The sequence below is a fragment of the Pseudomonas sp. TR47 genome, from assembly GCF_044143025.1.
Taxonomy (GTDB): Bacteria; Pseudomonadota; Gammaproteobacteria; order Pseudomonadales; family Pseudomonadaceae; genus Aquipseudomonas; species Aquipseudomonas putida_E.
The window spans coordinates 1-17,425 of sequence record NZ_JBHFCS010000020.1; the positions used below are offsets into that span (position 1 = coordinate 1).

Genomic DNA, 17,425 nt, shown 5'->3' on the forward strand with positions numbered 1-17,425 from the left:
AAGGCGCTTGGCCAACCTCGCTAGGAATCCGCTCCCTGGGGTACCTCGCACAGGCAGTCGACCTCAGCACCCGTTAGCTCATTGCGCGCAGCTTTGCCAAAATAATGGAAGAATGACTGATCGGACCAATTACCTCATGCGTCCTTTGCGCCATACCCAGCATGGCACTTGGGACATTCCCACTGACCGACAAATCGGAATTCGCTGGCCAAGTCGGTCAAGCGCATCTTGCGCTCATCGCTGTCCCAGCAAGCGGTGCAGAAGCGACCAGCCTCGCCTTCAAAGGTATAGACCCCTCAGAGTTGTAGGTGAGTTTACCTTTGTCTCGCTGCTCGATCAGCTGCTTCAGCCTGACTATCTCCTCTTGCGCCAATGCCAATTTCATCTTCAACTCCCCAGACTCAAGTTTCGCATCAGCCAAGGCGCTGTGAAGATCTGCCAGTATCATTTTGAAATCCGCGTCTCCGACCTTTTTCGAGAGGTCTCGCAGCTTCCCTGACGCTTCAAGCGCCTGCTGAATCAGAGCCATCAAATCCATAGAAATACACCGCCTTGCTGAGTGATATCGGTCGAACGTATGCAGTTCGATGATTGTAGGTGTGGAATTGAAAAAGGTCGGGCCTTTAGCCGCTGAGCCAGCCTATACCGGGAACCCGCGCCTTAATGCGATCTTGACCATCTTAATCGTGCCGAAGGAAACTCATCGGCGACCTTAATCCTAGAGCTGAGTATGGATGAGCATCGCGATCCACCTGCACGGGAAACGCCGCCGGCCTCAGCAAAATCACTCGCGGCTGATCGGAAAACCGAACGGAGAATGCTGAGTGATGCATACTGCTAACAGTTATGTGAAAAGGCTCCGGCGGGTATCAGCCATATCTGCTGCAGCGATCCTTAGCTCCTTCGCTGGAGGTGCTTGTGGCTACTCCCTTCGCACGCATCCAGATTAGGCGCGAGCCTCCCACTGAATCGAAGGCGCCTGAAAGAAAGGCAGCCTTGATTGCTACCTTGTCGATTGAGGCCAATTCAGACCGGACGATCGATGCGTACCTCAGCGGGCTGCACATGTACAACGACCTATTCGAGTGGAGGCTGAGCGAATATCCCCAAAAAGCGCTAGACCTCATTATCGACTGCTTCCTCCCCGCAGAATCGGTACCCCAATCGATATTGGAGGAAGGCGTTTCTGCAGGCATAATCCGCTCTAAGCTTTTCCAAAGCGGAGACTGGATATCAGCCAGGCAGTGGATGCATCTGGCCTCGTTCAGCAACCCTGGGGTCGAGCTAGACCCTAATGAGTTGCTAGCTAGTGGGAAGATCTTTTCTCTGCGACCGGGCAAGGTTGATTTTTTTCCTATATATGGGTTGGACGGTAGCAATGGATACCAACCGATTCACAGCCTTTGCGATGTTTTGTCGGTGCTAACTGCCCGGATGAATGACTGGTCAATCGCAGCATGGTTCCAGTCGGAAAATACTTCTCTTGGCGGGGTCGCACCGAAAGCACTGCTGGCGTTTGCACCAGACAAGGTACTGGCCGCGGCGAAGATAAAACCTAGGCGGAATCGTGTCAGCAGATAATTGCATCCAGATCCTGCGCAAGGACTTACGACGCCTCTAAACCCGGCGTCCCTGGCCAACGATTTTTTGAGTGCGCTTCGCCACATGCGTACGAGACGTTCGGCGCCTGCTGCCCTTTCCAATTGCGAATGGCGCCTCAAGGAATATAAGATGAAAAGTAACCAAGCACTCCCAAGCCCCGACATCCAACGACCTCTCTTCCGCGATTGCTACTCGACATTGATCAGCGCAGTTGATGCGAGGTATGACGTTCGCGGATATTTGCTCTCGGAACTAGTGAAGTTATGCCTAAAAAACCGAGCGACAATCCCGCTTGCCAAGCGCCACTATTACGAAGGGTGTGTTCGGACAGAGGCCATAACTTATTTGGAGCAACTAACGACTCATCTACTATTCGGCCCTAATGGACGACTCTCGCCCGATGAATATCGATACAGCCAAAATTGATGCTTTTAAGGTTTTCGCTCTAGCGCGAAAGTCGATTGAATGCCGATTAATCACAAAGCAGATTATCGCTGAATTGGTCAACTTGGGCGAACTAATATTACGTAAATTTAGCAGTAAACGCCGTACTCGATTCGCAGTAAAAAATCTTGTACTTCCTCAAATCCGGAATGACTAACAAGCAACGCACAAGGTGAAATCCGGCCAAGACCCAATGCCGCTTCACACATCCAACGCATAGCAAGCGCTCGCCCTCCGAGCACTCTTTGAGCCTCGGCTAGGATCCATGCTTTTCGCCATTCGTAATAGCGCTGACCTACGGCCCAACACCCGAATTGAGCAGCCTCGCAAGGGCCGATGAGTCGAGTCGGTATCATTGACAAAGTTCCTTTCGGCCAAACCAAAAAAGCCACAGAAGGAGGATGTTAACTCAGATACGACCGAAGCCAGAAGCTTGAAGTTGACGTCACCTGATGGTTTTTTCTCAACGGGCAAGGAGGCATGCAGATGGAGGAAGGCGTCAATCGCTCGACATACACCCGACCAGAATGCACGCTAGTCGCATAGGTCTGTGGGCAGAAGCGATTGCGGGGTGCATTTCAGCTCAGTCGCTATTCTATAGAGCTTCTCGATAGTCAAATTCACTTCCCCTCTCTCTATCCGCCCTATGTAGCTCCGATCCATCTGGCAGGCGAAAGCTAAAGCATCTTGCGAAATCCCGACCACCCCTCTCTGCTCCCGGACTTTGCGTCCTAGAGCCCTCGCCAACTTTTGCATATCCGCCTCGGTGTACATAAGGCGGGACTATCAGCGTTTGCGGGTTGATCGGCGACGGATTATAATCCGCATTTGATGTATTTCTGCTAGCTAGGTGCCTGTATGAAACCTGCTTCATTCGCTCTCGACAGGCACGTCTACGAGCTCTTACAAAGCGGCGAGCTAGAAAGCTTCACCTGCCGCGGCTTTCGAGACGCTTACGCGCGGTCACATGGGGTCGCGCGCGAGCATACCTCTGATCTCCGCCGCTATATTTTCAGGCAGATCCTACGCCTCGAAAGGATCGAATGGGTCGTACGAGACCCAGAAAAGCGAGGCCGCGACCAGCTCTATCACCTCCGAGATCTACCATCGTCAGTCAACCTCCGATTGATTGACGAGGGGTTTCAATTCGTCGCACCTCGCCCCGAACTACCTGCAAGCGACATCGAAAAATATGCCTCGACCAACGAACATACAACTCGACGTCTCCAAGCAATGGTCAAAGAAACCCGCTTAGACTTCCTCACCTCAATGGGTGAAGCAGAAAGATACAAGCAACTATTGGATGATCTGCCACACCTTTACTCGAAACTGGAAAGCGACTACGTGGAAGCGAGAGATCGTAGCTCCCGCCTGCTAGGTCACCTTAAAGCGGTGGAAAAAACCCTAAAAATATTAGGTATTGAATGAACAGTAATCTAAGAGAGTGGCAGACATCATGTATCGAAAAAGCACTAAAACACTTTCAGGTGAATAGGCATTTCTTTTGCCAAGCAACGCCAGGAGCAGGTAAGACGAGAATGGCCGGCGAGCTGGCAAAAGAGCTGCTCAAAAAAGATGTTATCGATCTCGTGCTGTGCTTCGCGCCATCCTGTCAAGTAGTCGATGGCTTTAGGGCAACATTCTCAAAAATTCTTGGACGTCGAATGGATGGATATGTGGGAGCAATTGGTGATGCTTCTACTTACCAAGGAATGGATGCGAAAGGTGAAGAGTTTTGGGACCTATTTAAACAGTATAGAGTGTTCGCCATATTTGACGAAATTCACCATTGCGCAGGTTATGACCTTCAAGCCAGCAACACTTGGGGAGCGACGATTATAGCCAAAATAGAACAACAAGCGACGCTAACATTATCGTTGTCAGGCACACCTTGGAGAACAGATGATAAGGCTATTGCACTTGGACGGTATTCAGCGCCGGCGAGAACTTTGACCTGCGATTATCGCTATGGACTTCAGCAAGCCATCGACGACAACGTTTGTAGATCCCCCAGAATAACCTTGATTGACAATCACAATCTGCAGTTGACCCAAAAAAACCAGCAGAGCCGACTAACATCTAATTATGAAAACTTCGCGCATCTACTTGAAAGCTCACCACTTTGCTTCGAGGATATTCTTTGGAATGACGATATAATAGATCACATTCTCGAACTGGGATGTAGAAAATTAGCTGAAATAAGAAAAGGAAATCCATCTGCTGCTGGACTTATCGTCGCAACAGACACTAATCACGCCAAGTTAATCGAAAACAAGCTGCAAAGCCGTGGCGAAAACTGCCGTGTGGCTACGACGAAAACTGGTAGCGCGCAGGCTAGCATTAACGAGTTCAGATCGGGGATAGGTTGCTGGATTGTTGCGGTTGGCATGATCAGCGAGGGCACTGACATCCCACGCTTACAAGTTTGCTGTTATCTCAGTCGCATTCGTACAGAGCTGCATTACCGTCAGGTCCTTGGTAGAATTTTGAGGCGAACAGGGATCAATGATGATCAAGCATGGTTGTTTGTGGTAGCTGAGCCTTCACTAATAGAATACTCAAGGCGCATCTCTGAGGATCTACCTGAGGATCTGGCTGTTTTCAGCATGCAGACAGCAACGCCAATTGAGGAGCAAGAAGCTTTAACAGGCTGGGAGAATAAAGACTTTGAAGCTTGGCCAATGTCCACAGCAGATACTCATCTACCATCCAAGGTCGATTACCTTGCATATGCGCCAGATTGGCACTCAGCCACGACCTACGAACTGGGCGTATCTTCGCAGTTTCGATCCGAGCTATTGGAAATCTTATAGATATACACGATCGCGAACTCCTAAAGCCAATCAGGCCGACTCAATTGCTCATACCAGGATCTGGTCTAGACTATAAGTACTGCTCCATACACACCCGCTTTCAATGAGTTAGGCGATGCGAAGCTGCTTACCATCCAACCGATACTTGCCAGGTGTTTGCAATGGCTTACGTCATAAAGGTTAAAGCCCGCTACCAGAACGACCAAACCGGCCGAACCCTAAAGCTCCCAGCATTATTGACCGAAAGTGGATTATTAATATCACATCTTCGCTACCTTGCTTATAACAGCAAGAAGAGCTCTTCTTGGAAAGAGAAATCTACACAAGCCGTTAAGCTACTAATAGAGTACATTAACGCTAACGTGGGCTTATTTAAAAAAACAACAAAGCTTCTCACCTCATTTGTAAGAGCCTTAGAAGAAGGTACAATTGATCCTAGAACGCTAAAAGACCCCTCGCACCTCTATTGGCTTCCAAAATCTAGCGAACACTGCTCAGACCTCCTGTTCTTAATAACAGATTATACCGATTGGCTTACCCGCCAAAATGAGTTCGAAATTAAACCCGCCAATCCTTTCAGGCAAGCCACCTCTACGGAGCAGCGGATGAACTGGTGCGCTTTCCACCACAAGCGAAATAGAATATTTTTGAATCATCTCATGGACCCGGACAAACACGCCGAAGCTTTAAGCACCATTCGCGAAATAAAAGGACCGCAGCGTCCCCCTGAAAATATTGCACCTGCAATCAGATTCCCTGAAGATAAAATTGATTCATTGATAAAACAGGGCTTTATTATCCCTAACACCATACATCCCGACAGATCGACTCCTGACTACAAAGGTCAAGCCTTAACTCTGCTAATGCACTATGGTGGTTTGCGTAAGTCAGAAGCGCTGCATCTTTACTTGTCAGACATTATTGTAGACAGCAAGAATAACGAAGCCATTGTTAGAGTTTTCCACCCGTCTAACGGTAAACCCCCAGACAAACAATATTTTACCCGTAAGCAATTTCTAGCAATACATTACGGGTTAATACCTCGCACCGAATATCTGAAAACAGAACGGTTGCATTTGGGATGGAAAAATCCAGTACTTGACAACAAAGATGGTTACTTTGCGGTTCAATTCTTTCCACCCTATAAAGCGTCAGAGTTTTTGAATATATGGATCAAGTACTTAAAAGAACAGCGTATTGATCCAGATTCTGCCCGAGACCACCCATATGCATTCACGAACTCTCAGGGAGAGCCTGAAACGCTAAAAAATGCTCAACGCCTGCACAAATCAGCTGTTGAACGAATTGGCCTACTGCACCGAAAAATTGTTGGCACGAGTGAGCACGGGCATCGACACAGCTATGGGTACAGGTTGCGAGAACACGGATTCAATCAGATCGAAATTCAGAAAGCTATGCATCACAGAAGCCCAGATTCATGCTTGGTATACATTCAGCCCACGCACGAAGAAATCCGACAGAAGATGTCAGCAAGCCATAGAAACAGCCTATGCTGAATAGGAGATTACCTACAGCTGAGGCGAGGTCAAATGCCAATAGCAAGCAAATATCAAACCTTAGCCGAGGCGAGGGCCGCAGTTGAGAAGCTTGGCATCAGAAATAGCTCAGACTATAGACTTCGCCGAACACAAGATCCAAAACTTCCGGCTTGGCCAAATAAAGTTTATGCTAGCGAATGGACTTCCTGGTACGACTTATGCGGAAATATAAAACCAATTGAAAAATACGCAACACTAGCTGAGGCTAGGATTTCAGTGAGGCAGCTTTCCATAAGAAACAGCCTTGAATATCATCGTTACTACCAGAAGGATCCGAAACTACCATCTAATCCCGAAGTGGAATACGTACATGAATGGATCTCATGGTACGACTTATGCGGCACACAAAAGCCGCATGATAAATATCAAACATTAACACAAGCCAAAGCTGCCGTCAGGAAGTTAGGAATTAATAACAGCAGGGCCTACAGACTTCGCTGGCAAGAAGACCCCAAGCTTCCGGCTAACCCTTATAACAATTACGCAAGCGAATGGCTGTCATGGTACGATTTTTGTGGTAGTGAAAGGCCAATCGAAAAGTATCTAACACTTGAAGAAGCACGTGAAGCAGTAATACGCCTGGGCATTTGGACTGTAGCCCAATATCAGACTGACCACGATAAAGATCCGAAACTCCCGGGCGACATGAGGTTTTACCCCGACTTCAAGGGTTGGCCAGCCTTTATCGGTAGAAGTAAATATAAAGATTTTTACCAAACGCTCAGTGCAGCAAGCAGAGCCGCGTTGACGCTCGGAATTAATAGTTACCACCAATACCACACAAAAAAAAGGTACAAAGAAGACCCGAAACTCCCTGCCAACCCTAGCACCGTTTATCCCGAGTGGCAAAATTGGAATCATTTCTTCGGAACCACTCATTCAACCCCACCGTATGAAAGTTATGAACTAGCTTCTGCGGCCGCTGTATCTCTGGGCATCAAATATTCAACTGAATATTTCAATCGCCGTGAAGAAGATCTGAAACTACCTATTGACCCTAAAAGCAAATACAAAGAGCAGTGGAAGGGCTGGGTACAATTTCTCCATCCAGGGAAAACAAGAAACGCTTATGATACTTTCGATGAAGCTAGATCTGCAGCCCGCAGCATGAAATGCCAGTCACGAAAAGACTATTACAATAGATTTAAACATGACTGGCGCCTACGACGAGATCCAACTTGCGTTTATCCGAATCAGTGGACATCATGGAAGGACTACCTAGATCTAACGGAACAGTATGACTGTTTACTTGAAGCTCGCGAAGCAGCACAACGATTGGGTATCAGCACAAAGCGGCAGTACGAACTTAACTACCACAAAGACCCACGACTTCCGAGCAGCCCAGAACAATTCAAGAACGAATGGAAATCATGGGTCCATTTTTTATTGCCTGCCAAATACGACCACCTAAACGACATTAGAGCAGCGGTAATTAAGCTTGACATTAAAGACAGTCAAGATTATAGAAACCGTTATAAAGATTACCCACCTCTTCCTGCACATCCTGAGCGGGTATTCAAAGATGAGTGGAAAAGCTGGTATGACCTGTGTTCCATAAGAACATTTTACACCTACGATGAAGCAATAAAAATTATTCATCCGCTCAATCTGTCATCCATAAAAGAATACAAGGAGTATGTAAAATCCTCTAAAAATGATAAATTACCAGCAACTCCTGACAAAGTGTACTACCGAGACTGGACGACCTCATATGCTTTTCTCGGAAAAATGGAACCCTTCTCAGAAAGCTCTATTGATGAAGTTCATTCCAAGTGGCTTGAAGATTTAAATCGTTTCAAGAAAGAAGCTCGCGGCGGCCGAATAAAGCAGATATCAATTTGCCGATTTTTGGCAACCTATATTCAACCAAATGGTTTCGGCACGACACCGGGAGAGTTCCTTTCAAACAAACACATAGACTTGCAACATTTCAAGAACTATGTCACCACTTCAATCCAAGAGCCTCTTAGGCGTAGCTTCGTCATGGCAATCAACGAGCTTTTGCGTTTCATCATACGTGAAGATTTTACCCTGGAAGATGACGAAACCGGCGAGTTGATAATCGCAGAAGGAATGAGCAATCCACTACGCGGCAGTGAAATTGAATACTCAGCAACGGCCAATAACAGCAGTCCTGGTGAAACGGCCAAACCAGCTTTGGCTTATCAATATGTCGCAGCCGTGCAGAAATGGATAACACCAGATACTGCTACCAGCTTCTCTGACTTAACCCACCTTCATAGTTTCGACGCCGACTGGATTGAGATTGACGTTAGTAATTTCCCATTGGATTATAACGATCCCGATCTAGTCACACGATGGATTGGAGGAAAGTTTAAAGCTTGGTTCCCAATGTATTGGATGCAGGTACTCACCCTAGTATCTGTCCCGTCCAGAGGTAGGCAAATTGCGTACTGCGATTCAGGGGAAGGCGATGCGTACATTCCCATCTATGATGATAGTAAGGTCGTCTGGACTAAAAATGAAGCTTCACTTGCAGGGGTCACAAAAGATCAGGGATTCATTAAACGTTACCCTGGCGACAACTGTGGAATGTTCGTCACGAGCAATAAAACCAGTATTGGGTACAGGGGTTATAGTGTGCCGTGGATGCCCCCACATTTAATCCCCTGGATAATCAAACTCCGTCAGTGGCAGGAAAAATATAATCCTATAGTACGCCCGATGCCCTGGATTGAATGCATTCGAACTAACTTAAATGAAAGCCAGCGCCATGCAAAAGGGGCAAACTGCTTCTTGTTCCGGCTCTATGGCGCTGAAGAACCAGGATCGCCGACAAATATATTAACTCCCCGGCTTGCCGCCGCACTCTACCACTCGCAGCCTCGGGATTTACCATTAGCGACGCTAACAGGGCCAAAAGAAAAATTAACCTGCTACTCCTCCATATACACCCCACACAGTATGAGGGTAAGCCTTATCACGGCATATGTCCATGAGTTCGGACTACCCATTGAGATCACAATGAAGATTGCTGGCCATTCCTCAATCGTCATGAATTTATACTATGTAAAGATCGGCAGCGTCGAACTGCAGCGTCGATTTACTGAGGGTGAGAAACGTGCACTCCAAAATCAGGCCTTTATCGCACAGAGCATGATTGAGCAAGGCAGGATCGACCAGATCAAGGGGCAGCTAGTAGCAAACAGCCAAGATGCCCTTGAGTTGATTTACAGACAAAAGTCTCCTGGTAGTTATTTATTTCGTGATTACGGATTTTGTCCGTATGCTGGGGCTAGATGCGATGACGGAGGGTCGCTCGGTAAAGGCGATATTTGGCTTCCAGTACCTGGCGGATATCTAGGTAGTCAAAATTGCATAAGATGTCGCCACTTCGTAACCGGACCGGCATTCATAGGCGGCCTGCTAGCTCTCGGCAACGAAATATCATTGCAAGTAAATTTTCAATTTGCAAAATACGATGAACTTCAGAATAAAGCTGAAGACCTGAGAACTGAAATTGACGACCATGACGAACGCGAATATGAGTTAGTTAAGTCGGGAGGGCAATTCGAAGGTCGAGACTTGGGCCTAGAAGTTAAGCATCGTAAGCTGCTAGCCGAAGCGAAAAGCGCAGCTAAAAAGCTCGACGTATTGATTTGTGATGTACAGGCTAGCGCTAGCCTTATAAAACAAATTGAACAGGTAACCCTTATAAGGTCCGAATCAGCGCAACAAGACTCGCTCATGCTTATTGTACAAGATGGTCACGAACTTAGGCTCGCGCTTGAAGAAACCACTCACTTCCATCAGTTAAGCGAGGTTTGCGAAAATGCTGAGATTTATGAATGTGCTTCGGCCAGTTCTGCATTGACAGCAAGATCACAATTATTGGACAAAATGTTAGAAGACAACAAATCCCCGCAGCGCATGTTCAGACTAAACGAAGATCAGCAGCTTTTGGTTGGCAATCAAATTGCAAGACTGTTGATATCAAGACTCAGAAGCTGGGAGCGTATTGATTCACTAATTGAAGGTAGATTCAGGCTCGCTGAATTGGTCGGCCTTGAAAGTATTTCACTTAAAGAGATTAGTGAAGTCTTCGTAAGTAAAGGCAAAAGCTTACCTCAGGTCTAAAATCATGACACCATCTGAAACTCTGGAGCACTTGAAACAGAATTGCAGCGCAAAAAAACAACGCACGTTAGACGCTGTGTATAAGGTATGCAATGAGCTGCTATCTAGCAGGGAAAAAGACTTCTCATTTTCGAGAATTGCCCGCGCCGGAGCTAACAGCGGAGTGCCAAACGCCCAAAGCATGCGAAATAGCTCCGGTCAAGCGTATCGGGTGCTGATACTAGCGTTTAAAGAGGCGGCAGGACCAGCTCATCAGGAACGAGAGCCCTCAGATTGGATAGACTCTATAAAAGACGGCAAGGCTAAATTTTTGGCGCGCGCGCAAGAGGCGGAAAACCACCGTCTCCGAAGTCTCTTAAGGGAAATTACACCACCTAATCTCGAAATCCAGGTAGATGATCGCATTCCATTTTCAGCCGAGAATAAATTATCTGAAATAGAACGGAGGGCTCTTTTATATTTAATGTCTGAAGAGTTCAGGCTACAATGGGGGTGTACTCTGGGCAAGCACGGCGACTTGATTGACAAAAAGGGAGCAAAGGTTTTTCGCCCAGGAACACTTGATGCAATACAGAAGGCTCTCAGGGCATTGTGACCGATCTTGAATCAATAACAGGCAAAAAATGGCTACCAATCTCATTACTGAAGCTGGCTATCAGTCCTTGAAAGATGAACTAGATTGGCTCTGGCGCGAAGAGCGGCCGGAGATCACCAGAAAGGTAACCTGGGCTGCGTCTTTGGGTGACAGGAGTGAAAATGCTGACTACCAATACAATAAAAAACGGCTAAGGGAAATAGATCGCCGTGTAAGATATCTCCGTAAGCGGATCGAAGATCTTCGCGTAGTTCCATATTCCCCTACTCAGGAAGGTAAGGTGTTTTTCGGAGCTTGGGTAACCATTGTCAACGACGAAGATAAAGGAAAAAAATTCCGCATTGTCGGTGCTGATGAAATCTACGATAGGAATGACTTCATCTCTATCGACTCTCCGATGGCACGCGCGTGCATTGGCAAGTGTGTAGGAGATGAGATTGTAGTTCGGACTCCAACTGGCGACGCTTATTGGGAGGTCACCGAAATTGAGTACAGTGCGGCGGAAGACGCACCTCGGTTCATTAAGCCCTGAGGTGCTTCCAAATCGGCCACCACTATTTCAAGAGCAGGCTGCAGTGATGGCCGATATTCAATAGTACGATGCACGAGTACTGTACTATTCCGAAAAACGAGTAAAATCAATGCCTAAGACGTAATAGTACAGCAGTTTGGGGTTCTACTTTCCAGTCGGCATTCTCGCTGCGATCCCCCAGCGAGGCAGCCCAAGCCACCTTCTGGGTGATTTCCGGGCGATACACCCGCCACAGATGGTCCAGCTCTTTCTTCAGAGCTTCATGGCCTTCTGTCGTGATGATATTGGTACTCAACAGCGGGTTCCTCAGCGTCGGGTAATCAGGCCCTGGCGTGCGATGCGGGTGAGGTGGCCGATCACTTCGGCAGCGTCTTGCGCGGCAGGTGCCTGGATCACCGCCAGATCGAAGCGGTCGTTGCCAAACTGCTCCAGCCGACACGCGGTTTCGGCAAACTGGATGAGGAAGGCGCGGGCCTGGCCTTTGCGACGGGACAAGCCTTCGAGATGACGCAAAAGAGTGGGCTGATGCTGGCCACCGAGCAGAATGCGCGGTGTGCGGGTGGCCTGGCTGGCAGGCAGTGGGCTCAAGCAGACACTGGTACGTGGGCAACTCATGAAGTGTTTCTCCGCCTCGCAAATCCCGCTGGGCAGCGGTGGGAGGCGTCACCGAACCAGCGCTTTAGCGGTATTTCGGATGACCCGGGGCTGGGTTTTCCTGCGCCCCGCAAGTAGCTGTTTAAATCGGCGCAGGCGGTATGCTAGAGCTACACGCGGCAAGCTGCAAGCCCCAAGCTGAAAGTCATCAACTTGAGGCCTGCAGCATGAGCTGTCAGCGGGCGATCAATCGGTCTACGGAGAAGCGACCAGCGCCTTCGATCAGTACCGCGACGGTACCCGCCAGCAACGCCAAGGCGAACTCATAGCCATTGTTGGACATGAACAGGCCGTTACCGATGTGTACCGAGAAAATTGCCACCACCAGGGTTACGCTCAGTGCCAGCGCCGCCGGGCGAGCCAGCAGGCCGATCACCAAGGCCAGGCCGCCGAAGAACTCGGCGCTGCCGGACAGCAGGGCCATCAGGTAGCCGGGGGCCAGGCCGATGCTCTCCATCCACTGGCCGGTGCCCTCCAACCCGTAGCCGCCGAACAGGCCGAAGAGTTTCTGCGCACCGTGCGCCATGAAGATGATGCCGACCAGGATGCGAACCACGCTCAGGCCCAGGCCAGCGTGGGTGGAGAGCAGTTTGATGATTGCATTGTTCATTGGGTGACTTCCTTGAAAGCTGGGATGTTGTGTTGGGATGGGCGCCATAATAATCGACATGAAAGATATATAAATCGCAAAAAACCCAGCATACCAATCAAATAAATCGATTTATCAGCGATTCCCCCTCCGTTCCAGCACCGCACGCTCGCGGTTGAACGCCAGGAAGTACTTGTTCACGCTATTGACGAAGTTGACCGGCCCCATGCCCACCTGCTCCATCGCGACCCGCTCGGTCTGAAAGAACCATTGGTTGCCATTGAGCCCACGCTTGCGAGCCTCGACACGCATGGCCTGGACCCGCTCGGGCCCAAGGTTGTAGGCGGCCAGCACAAAGGCCATGCGCTCACGCTCGTTGATCTTCGGGCTGGCAAAGAACTTGCGGCGGATCAACGCCAGGTAACGGGCGCTGGCCTGGACATTGCCATCCACCGTTGCGGTATTGCTGACCCCGACCCGTTGGGCAGCTGCAGGAGTGATCTGCATCAGGCCATGCGCCCCGCCACTGCCGCGCGCCGCCGGGTTGAGGGTCGACTCCTTGAAGGCCAACGCAGCAAGGTTCAGCCAGTCGATCTGTTGCGCCTGGCCATGTTTCTGCAGCACCGCGCGCACAGAAGCCAGGCGCTGACGGTCCTTGCGCGCAAGCGGGTTGTGCACGCGGTACTGGCGCCGGTAGATGCGCTCGAAGGCAGCGTCCTGGTTCTCGGGCGCGCGGTAGCCCTGCAGAAAACGATCGACCGTGACCTGCAGCAGCGTCGCATCTCGGCGCACATACCAGCGCATGGCTTGCGGCGGGCCCAGTTGCAGTCGGCTATCCAGGCGCAGGCGTGGCATTACCCGGGCCCAGCGCAGCGCGATCGGCCGCTCCACCACGGTCAGGTGATAGATGCCGGCCTGGACCATCTCCAGCACGTCCTCCACCGCCAGGGTCGAATCGACCCACTCGATCTTGACGGGCGGGCGCTTGCGCAGCGCCAGGTGCTGGTTGATCTGCTGGATCAGCGCGCCGGCGGCACTGGCACTGGTCAACGCCACGGTGCGCCCGGACAACTGCTCGACGCGGGTGAAACTGCGCTCGCCCTTGCGCCCGACCAGCCACAACGGCACCTGGTCCAGGACCGGAGCACTGCTGTTCACGCCACCGACCAGGCTCGGGTCGAGCAATTCGCCCGGGGCGGCAAGGTCGCCCTCACCGCGCTGCAGGGCCCCGAGTAGTTGCTCTTTGGCTCTGGGGATGAGTTTGAGCCGCACCTGTTGCCCGTCGCCGGCCCGGGCGTTGAGGTAATGCTCAAGCGCACGCAAGCGGTAGTACTCGATGCCGACGGGCTCGCCCTTGACCTCACCGGAACTGTTGCGGCTTTGGTTGACCAGTACCCGCAACACCTTGCTGCTGCGGATCTGTTCAAGGTCACGGGCCTTGCTCACCGGCACGTTCTGCTGCGGCCCCGGCAGGCGTGCGTAGGCGGGACCGACGCTCATCAGGCCAAGCGCCAGCAGCAGGGCGAGCAGGTATCGCAGCATGCGAAGACGTATCCGAGGTCGGTGGGCAGCATCCATGTGTGCGAGCAACTCGTGATAAATGACGGCAAAAGACCATCGCAACAGCCTGAAGTTCTTGGCTTTTTCCCGGAAATCGCGCTTTTTGCTATGCTGGCCGTCCCGCGGCACGAGGTAGCACCATGCAACTGATCGATATCGGCGTCAACCTGACCAATAGCAGTTTCCACGACCAGCAGGCCGCCATCGTCGAGCGCGCCATCGAAGCCGGCGTAGTGCAGATGATCCTTACCGGCACCAGCCTCGCGGTCAGCGAGCAGGCGCTAGAGCTGTGCCAGCAGCTGGACCCCGCCAGCGAGCACCTGTTCACCACAGCCGGCGTACACCCGCACGACGCCAAAGCGTGGGACGCCAACAGCGACCAACGACTGCGCCAGTTACTGAATGAAGCGCGTGTGCGCGCCGTAGGCGAATGCGGGCTGGACTTCAACCGCGACTTCTCCCCTCGCCCACTCCAGGAAAAAGCCTTGGAAGCTCAGTTGGCGCTGGCCGCCGAGTTGCGCCTGCCCGTGTTCCTGCATGAGCGTGATGCCAGCGAGCGCTTGCTGGCGATTGTGAAGGACTACCGCGACCACCTGCCGGCCGCCGTGGTGCATTGCTTCACCGGCGAGCGCGACGCACTGTTCGCCTACCTGGACATGGACCTGCACATCGGCATCACCGGGTGGATTTGTGACGAACGCCGCGGCACGCACCTGCATCCGCTGGTGGGCAATATCCCACAAGGGCGCCTGATGCTGGAGAGTGATGCCCCGTATCTGCTGCCGCGCAGTCTGCGACCGAAACCGAAGAGCGGGCGCAACGAGCCGGCGTTTCTGCCAGAGGTGCTGCGGGAGGTAGCGTTGCACCGAGGTGAACGTGTTGAAGATACCGCGGCGCACACCACTGCAACGGCTCGGGCATTTTTCAAGCTGACCTGAGCTTGATCGGGCATAAACGGTTTGTTGATACACGTCAAAACCTCCCAGGCGTGAGCGGGCACAATGATGGCACCTTGCCAATAATGTTTCCGCTCAACTCAGAGAAGACCTACCCATGGGTGCCTGGCTTAGCAATATTTCCCTGAAGTACAAGTTCTGGGCCGTCAACGCAGTGGCCTTTGTCACCACCTTGATGCTGGTGCTTTATGCCGTGCACCTAGAGCAGCGAGCCCGCGCCGAAGCTGTGCAGATCCAGGCGCAATCCCAGGCACAGCTGCTGGCCGCCTGGCCGCAAGGGCTTGCCCTGCCCCGCCAGGCCAACGTGATCACCTGGCAACCCGGCCAAACCCCGACCTTTGCCGGCCAAAGCCTGGATGCACTGCGTAATGCACAAGGCTGGGTAGCACTCCCGGCCGCCTGGCTCTTCGGTAACAACCCGCTGCGGGGTGCTCAGGTACTGCGCCATGGCGACGAGCAGGTGGCGGTACTGGCCCAGGCACCGAGCGTGCGCCAGGTGTTCTTCGAGCGTTTTGCCAACTACGCGGTTTGTGTGCTGATCCTGATGCTGGCCATGCTCTGCGCCTCGCAACTTTTGATCCGCTTCCTGCTGAGCCAACTCAACACCCTCAAGGACGTCATGCTGCACGTGGAAAAAACCGGTGACCTGTCGGCCCGCGTGCCTCTGGCTTGCGGAGACGAAGTGGGCCAGATGGCAGGCGCGTTCAACGCCATGCAGTCGACCTACCACCGCGTGGTCAGCACCGTGGCACGCACAGCCGCGCAACTCGATTCGGGCGCCGCGCGCCTGGCCACGAGCATGAACGAAGTTCGCCACGGCATGCTCGGCCAGCAAAGCGAGACCGACCAGGCAGCTACGGCGATCAACGAGATGTCCGCCACCGTGCACCATATCGCCCAGCATGCCGGTGCCACCCGCGACCTGTCGCAGACCGCCGACACCCTCGCTGGCAGCGGCAAGAATGTGGTCAACCGGGTGCAGGATTCGATTGCCGGGCTATCCAGCGGTGTGCAGCAGACCGCCGAAATGATCCGCCAACTGGCCGAGGACAGCCAGAAGATCAATGGCGTGGTCAACGTCATCCACAGTATTGCCGAACAGACCAACCTGCTGGCGCTCAATGCCGCCATCGAAGCAGCGCGCGCCGGCGAAATGGGCCGTGGCTTTGCGGTGGTCGCCGATGAAGTGCGCAGCCTGGCCAAACGCGTGCAAACCTCCACCGACGAGATCACCGGCATGGTGGCCGACCTGCAGGCCGGTACCCGCGATGCGGTGGAGTTCATGCAGGAAAGCTCTTACAAAGCTGACGACTGCGTGCGCCAGGCCAAGGAAGCCGGCGCAGCGCTCGCCGAAATTACCGGCGCCGTGGCGCAGATGCGCGAGAGCAACACCCAAATAGCCGTCGCCGCCGAGCAGCAGAGCCAGGTGGCGGAAGAAATGAACCGGGCAGTAGTCAGCATCCGTGATGTCACGGAGGAAACCGTGCAGCAGACTGTCGACTCGGCCACCACCAGCAGCGAACTGGCGACCCTGGCCGGCGAGCTGAACAAGGCCATCGGCCAGCTCAAACTATAGTCACCATAGCCAGCCTCGATTGGCTGTGACCACCGGGCCGCACTAAGCTTTGGGCATGACCGCGAGGAACTGCCCATGAGCAAACGACTGCCCAACTTGCCCGCCTGGCAATGGCGCGGCTATCACCACAACCACCGCCATCCGACCAACCTGGTGCTGCACCTGATTGCCGTGCCGCTGTTCATCCTTGGCGCTCTGCTGGTGCTGTCAGGCTTGTTCGCCCTGGACCTTGGCCAGATTGCTGTCGGCATCATTTCCCTGATCGCCGGCCTGGGCCTGCAGCGTCAGGGCCACCGCCTGGAGGCCGAGCAGCCGGAACCGTTCGCCAACCGCAAGGACGCCGTGCAGCGCCTGCTGACCGAGCAATTCATCACCTTCCCGCGTTTTGTGCTCAGTGGTGCCTGGTGGCGCGCCTGGCGCGAACGGCACAAACATCGGCGTTGAATC

General features: G+C 52.3%; 16 protein-coding genes and 1 pseudogene. 10 read left to right on the plus strand and 7 right to left on the minus strand.

Going from position 1 to position 17,425, the window contains the following annotated elements:
• Positions 1-217 precede the first annotated feature (217 nt).
• Positions 218-538, minus strand: coding sequence for a hypothetical protein (locus ACEWE8_RS19320; protein WP_046787947.1), 321 nt, complete (start codon positions 536-538; stop codon positions 218-220).
• Positions 539-918: 380 nt separating this feature from the next.
• Here ACEWE8_RS19320 and ACEWE8_RS19325 point away from each other — a divergent pair, with 380 nt between their 5' ends.
• Positions 919-1,581 carry a hypothetical protein gene (locus ACEWE8_RS19325; RefSeq protein ID WP_046787946.1) on the plus strand — a complete coding sequence of 221 codons (663 nt, stop codon included), beginning with the start codon at positions 919-921 and terminating at the stop codon, positions 1,579-1,581.
• A gap of 554 nt (positions 1,582-2,135) precedes the next feature.
• On the opposite strand, the gene ACEWE8_RS19330 is transcribed toward ACEWE8_RS19325, so the two are convergent.
• Both ACEWE8_RS19330 and ACEWE8_RS19335 read right to left on the minus strand, forming a co-directional pair.
• The gene (locus ACEWE8_RS19330) at positions 2,136-2,402 is read right to left on the minus strand and encodes an antitoxin Xre/MbcA/ParS toxin-binding domain-containing protein (protein WP_080952196.1); all 267 of its coding nucleotides are present in this window, start codon (positions 2,400-2,402) and stop codon (positions 2,136-2,138) included.
• A 178-nt stretch (positions 2,403-2,580) separates the two neighbouring features.
• A complete protein-coding gene (locus tag ACEWE8_RS19335; protein ID WP_046787955.1) occupies positions 2,581-2,802 on the minus strand; it encodes a helix-turn-helix domain-containing protein in 222 nt (73 codons plus the stop codon).
• A gap of 102 nt (positions 2,803-2,904) precedes the next feature.
• On the opposite strand from ACEWE8_RS19335, the gene ACEWE8_RS19340 reads away from it, so the two are divergent.
• The 6 genes from ACEWE8_RS19340 to greB (ACEWE8_RS19365) all read left to right on the plus strand — a co-directional run bounded on the left by ACEWE8_RS19340 (position 2,905) and on the right by greB (ACEWE8_RS19365) (position 11,643).
• Positions 2,905-3,474 (plus strand): hypothetical protein, encoded by a 570-nt coding sequence (locus tag ACEWE8_RS19340; protein WP_046787945.1) that lies wholly within the window; start codon positions 2,905-2,907, stop codon positions 3,472-3,474.
• Positions 3,471-4,859: a DEAD/DEAH box helicase gene (locus ACEWE8_RS19345; RefSeq protein WP_046787944.1), complete on the plus strand. Its 1,389-nt coding sequence runs from the start codon at positions 3,471-3,473 to the stop codon at positions 4,857-4,859. Before ACEWE8_RS19340 ends, ACEWE8_RS19345 begins: the two co-directional genes overlap by 4 nt.
• Positions 4,860-5,020: 161 nt before the next feature.
• On the plus strand, positions 5,021-6,376 hold the full coding sequence (gene gmtY / locus ACEWE8_RS19350; RefSeq protein WP_046787943.1) for a gamma-mobile-trio recombinase GmtY: 1,356 nt from the start codon (positions 5,021-5,023) through the stop codon (positions 6,374-6,376).
• Positions 6,377-6,409: 33 nt separating this feature from the next.
• Positions 6,410-10,516, plus strand: a complete 4,107-nt coding sequence (locus tag ACEWE8_RS19355; protein ID WP_080952195.1) for a VPA1269 family protein — start codon at positions 6,410-6,412, stop codon at positions 10,514-10,516.
• 4 nt (positions 10,517-10,520) lie between these two features.
• Entirely contained in the window at positions 10,521-11,111 is a 591-nt protein-coding gene (gene gmtX / locus ACEWE8_RS19360) for a gamma-mobile-trio protein GmtX (protein ID WP_144415506.1), read from the plus strand.
• A 28-nt stretch (positions 11,112-11,139) separates the two neighbouring features.
• Positions 11,140-11,643, plus strand: coding sequence for a transcription elongation factor GreB (greB, locus tag ACEWE8_RS19365; protein WP_046787941.1), 504 nt, complete (start codon positions 11,140-11,142; stop codon positions 11,641-11,643).
• Between the two features lie 148 nt (positions 11,644-11,791).
• On the opposite strand, the pseudogene greB (ACEWE8_RS19370) reads toward greB (ACEWE8_RS19365), so the two are convergent.
• The 4 genes and pseudogenes from greB (ACEWE8_RS19370) to ACEWE8_RS19385 form a co-directional block, all read right to left on the minus strand.
• Positions 11,792-11,938, minus strand: a pseudogene (greB, locus tag ACEWE8_RS19370) (transcription elongation factor GreB); the annotation flags it as partial.
• An 11-nt stretch (positions 11,939-11,949) separates the two neighbouring features.
• A complete protein-coding gene (locus ACEWE8_RS19375) occupies positions 11,950-12,258 on the minus strand; it encodes a hypothetical protein (RefSeq protein WP_046787940.1) in 309 nt (102 codons plus the stop codon).
• A gap of 214 nt (positions 12,259-12,472) precedes the next feature.
• Positions 12,473-12,907, minus strand: coding sequence for a DoxX family protein (locus ACEWE8_RS19380; protein ID WP_046787939.1), 435 nt, complete (start codon positions 12,905-12,907; stop codon positions 12,473-12,475).
• A gap of 114 nt (positions 12,908-13,021) precedes the next feature.
• Positions 13,022-14,428, minus strand: a complete 1,407-nt coding sequence (locus tag ACEWE8_RS19385) for a transglycosylase SLT domain-containing protein (protein WP_046787938.1) — start codon at positions 14,426-14,428, stop codon at positions 13,022-13,024.
• Positions 14,429-14,586: 158 nt separating this feature from the next.
• On the opposite strand from ACEWE8_RS19385, the gene ACEWE8_RS19390 reads away from it, so the two are divergent.
• From ACEWE8_RS19390 to ACEWE8_RS19400, 3 genes are all read left to right on the plus strand, one after another.
• Complete coding sequence (locus ACEWE8_RS19390) at positions 14,587-15,384, plus strand: TatD family hydrolase (RefSeq protein ID WP_046787937.1); 798 nt, start codon at positions 14,587-14,589, stop codon at positions 15,382-15,384.
• 115 nt (positions 15,385-15,499) lie between these two features.
• Positions 15,500-16,978 (plus strand): methyl-accepting chemotaxis protein, encoded by a 1,479-nt coding sequence (locus tag ACEWE8_RS19395; RefSeq protein ID WP_046787936.1) that lies wholly within the window; start codon positions 15,500-15,502, stop codon positions 16,976-16,978.
• A 75-nt stretch (positions 16,979-17,053) separates the two neighbouring features.
• Complete coding sequence (locus ACEWE8_RS19400; RefSeq protein WP_046787935.1) at positions 17,054-17,422, plus strand: Mpo1-like protein; 369 nt, start codon at positions 17,054-17,056, stop codon at positions 17,420-17,422.
• Positions 17,423-17,425: the final 3 nt, after the last annotated feature.

Coding starts and splice junctions, on each gene's coding strand:
- ACEWE8_RS19380 (WP_046787939.1), bottom strand. CDS start 12,907: ATGAACAATGCAATCATCAAACTGCTCTCCACCCACGCTGGCCTGGGC.
- ACEWE8_RS19345 (WP_046787944.1), top strand. CDS start 3,471: ATGAACAGTAATCTAAGAGAGTGGCAGACATCATGTATCGAAAAAGCA.
- gmtY (WP_046787943.1), top strand. CDS start 5,021: ATGGCTTACGTCATAAAGGTTAAAGCCCGCTACCAGAACGACCAAACC.
- ACEWE8_RS19335 (WP_046787955.1), bottom strand. CDS start 2,802: ATGCAAAAGTTGGCGAGGGCTCTAGGACGCAAAGTCCGGGAGCAGAGA.
- ACEWE8_RS19390 (WP_046787937.1), top strand. CDS start 14,587: ATGCAACTGATCGATATCGGCGTCAACCTGACCAATAGCAGTTTCCAC.
- ACEWE8_RS19330 (WP_080952196.1), bottom strand. CDS start 2,402: ATGATACCGACTCGACTCATCGGCCCTTGCGAGGCTGCTCAATTCGGG.
- ACEWE8_RS19355 (WP_080952195.1), top strand. CDS start 6,410: ATGCCAATAGCAAGCAAATATCAAACCTTAGCCGAGGCGAGGGCCGCA.
- gmtX (WP_144415506.1), top strand. CDS start 10,521: ATGACACCATCTGAAACTCTGGAGCACTTGAAACAGAATTGCAGCGCA.
- ACEWE8_RS19395 (WP_046787936.1), top strand. CDS start 15,500: ATGGGTGCCTGGCTTAGCAATATTTCCCTGAAGTACAAGTTCTGGGCC.
- ACEWE8_RS19400 (WP_046787935.1), top strand. CDS start 17,054: ATGAGCAAACGACTGCCCAACTTGCCCGCCTGGCAATGGCGCGGCTAT.
- ACEWE8_RS19385 (WP_046787938.1), bottom strand. CDS start 14,428: ATGCTGCGATACCTGCTCGCCCTGCTGCTGGCGCTTGGCCTGATGAGC.
- ACEWE8_RS19375 (WP_046787940.1), bottom strand. CDS start 12,258: ATGAGTTGCCCACGTACCAGTGTCTGCTTGAGCCCACTGCCTGCCAGC.
- ACEWE8_RS19340 (WP_046787945.1), top strand. CDS start 2,905: ATGAAACCTGCTTCATTCGCTCTCGACAGGCACGTCTACGAGCTCTTA.
- greB (WP_046787941.1), top strand. CDS start 11,140: ATGGCTACCAATCTCATTACTGAAGCTGGCTATCAGTCCTTGAAAGAT.
- ACEWE8_RS19320 (WP_046787947.1), bottom strand. CDS start 538: ATGGATTTGATGGCTCTGATTCAGCAGGCGCTTGAAGCGTCAGGGAAG.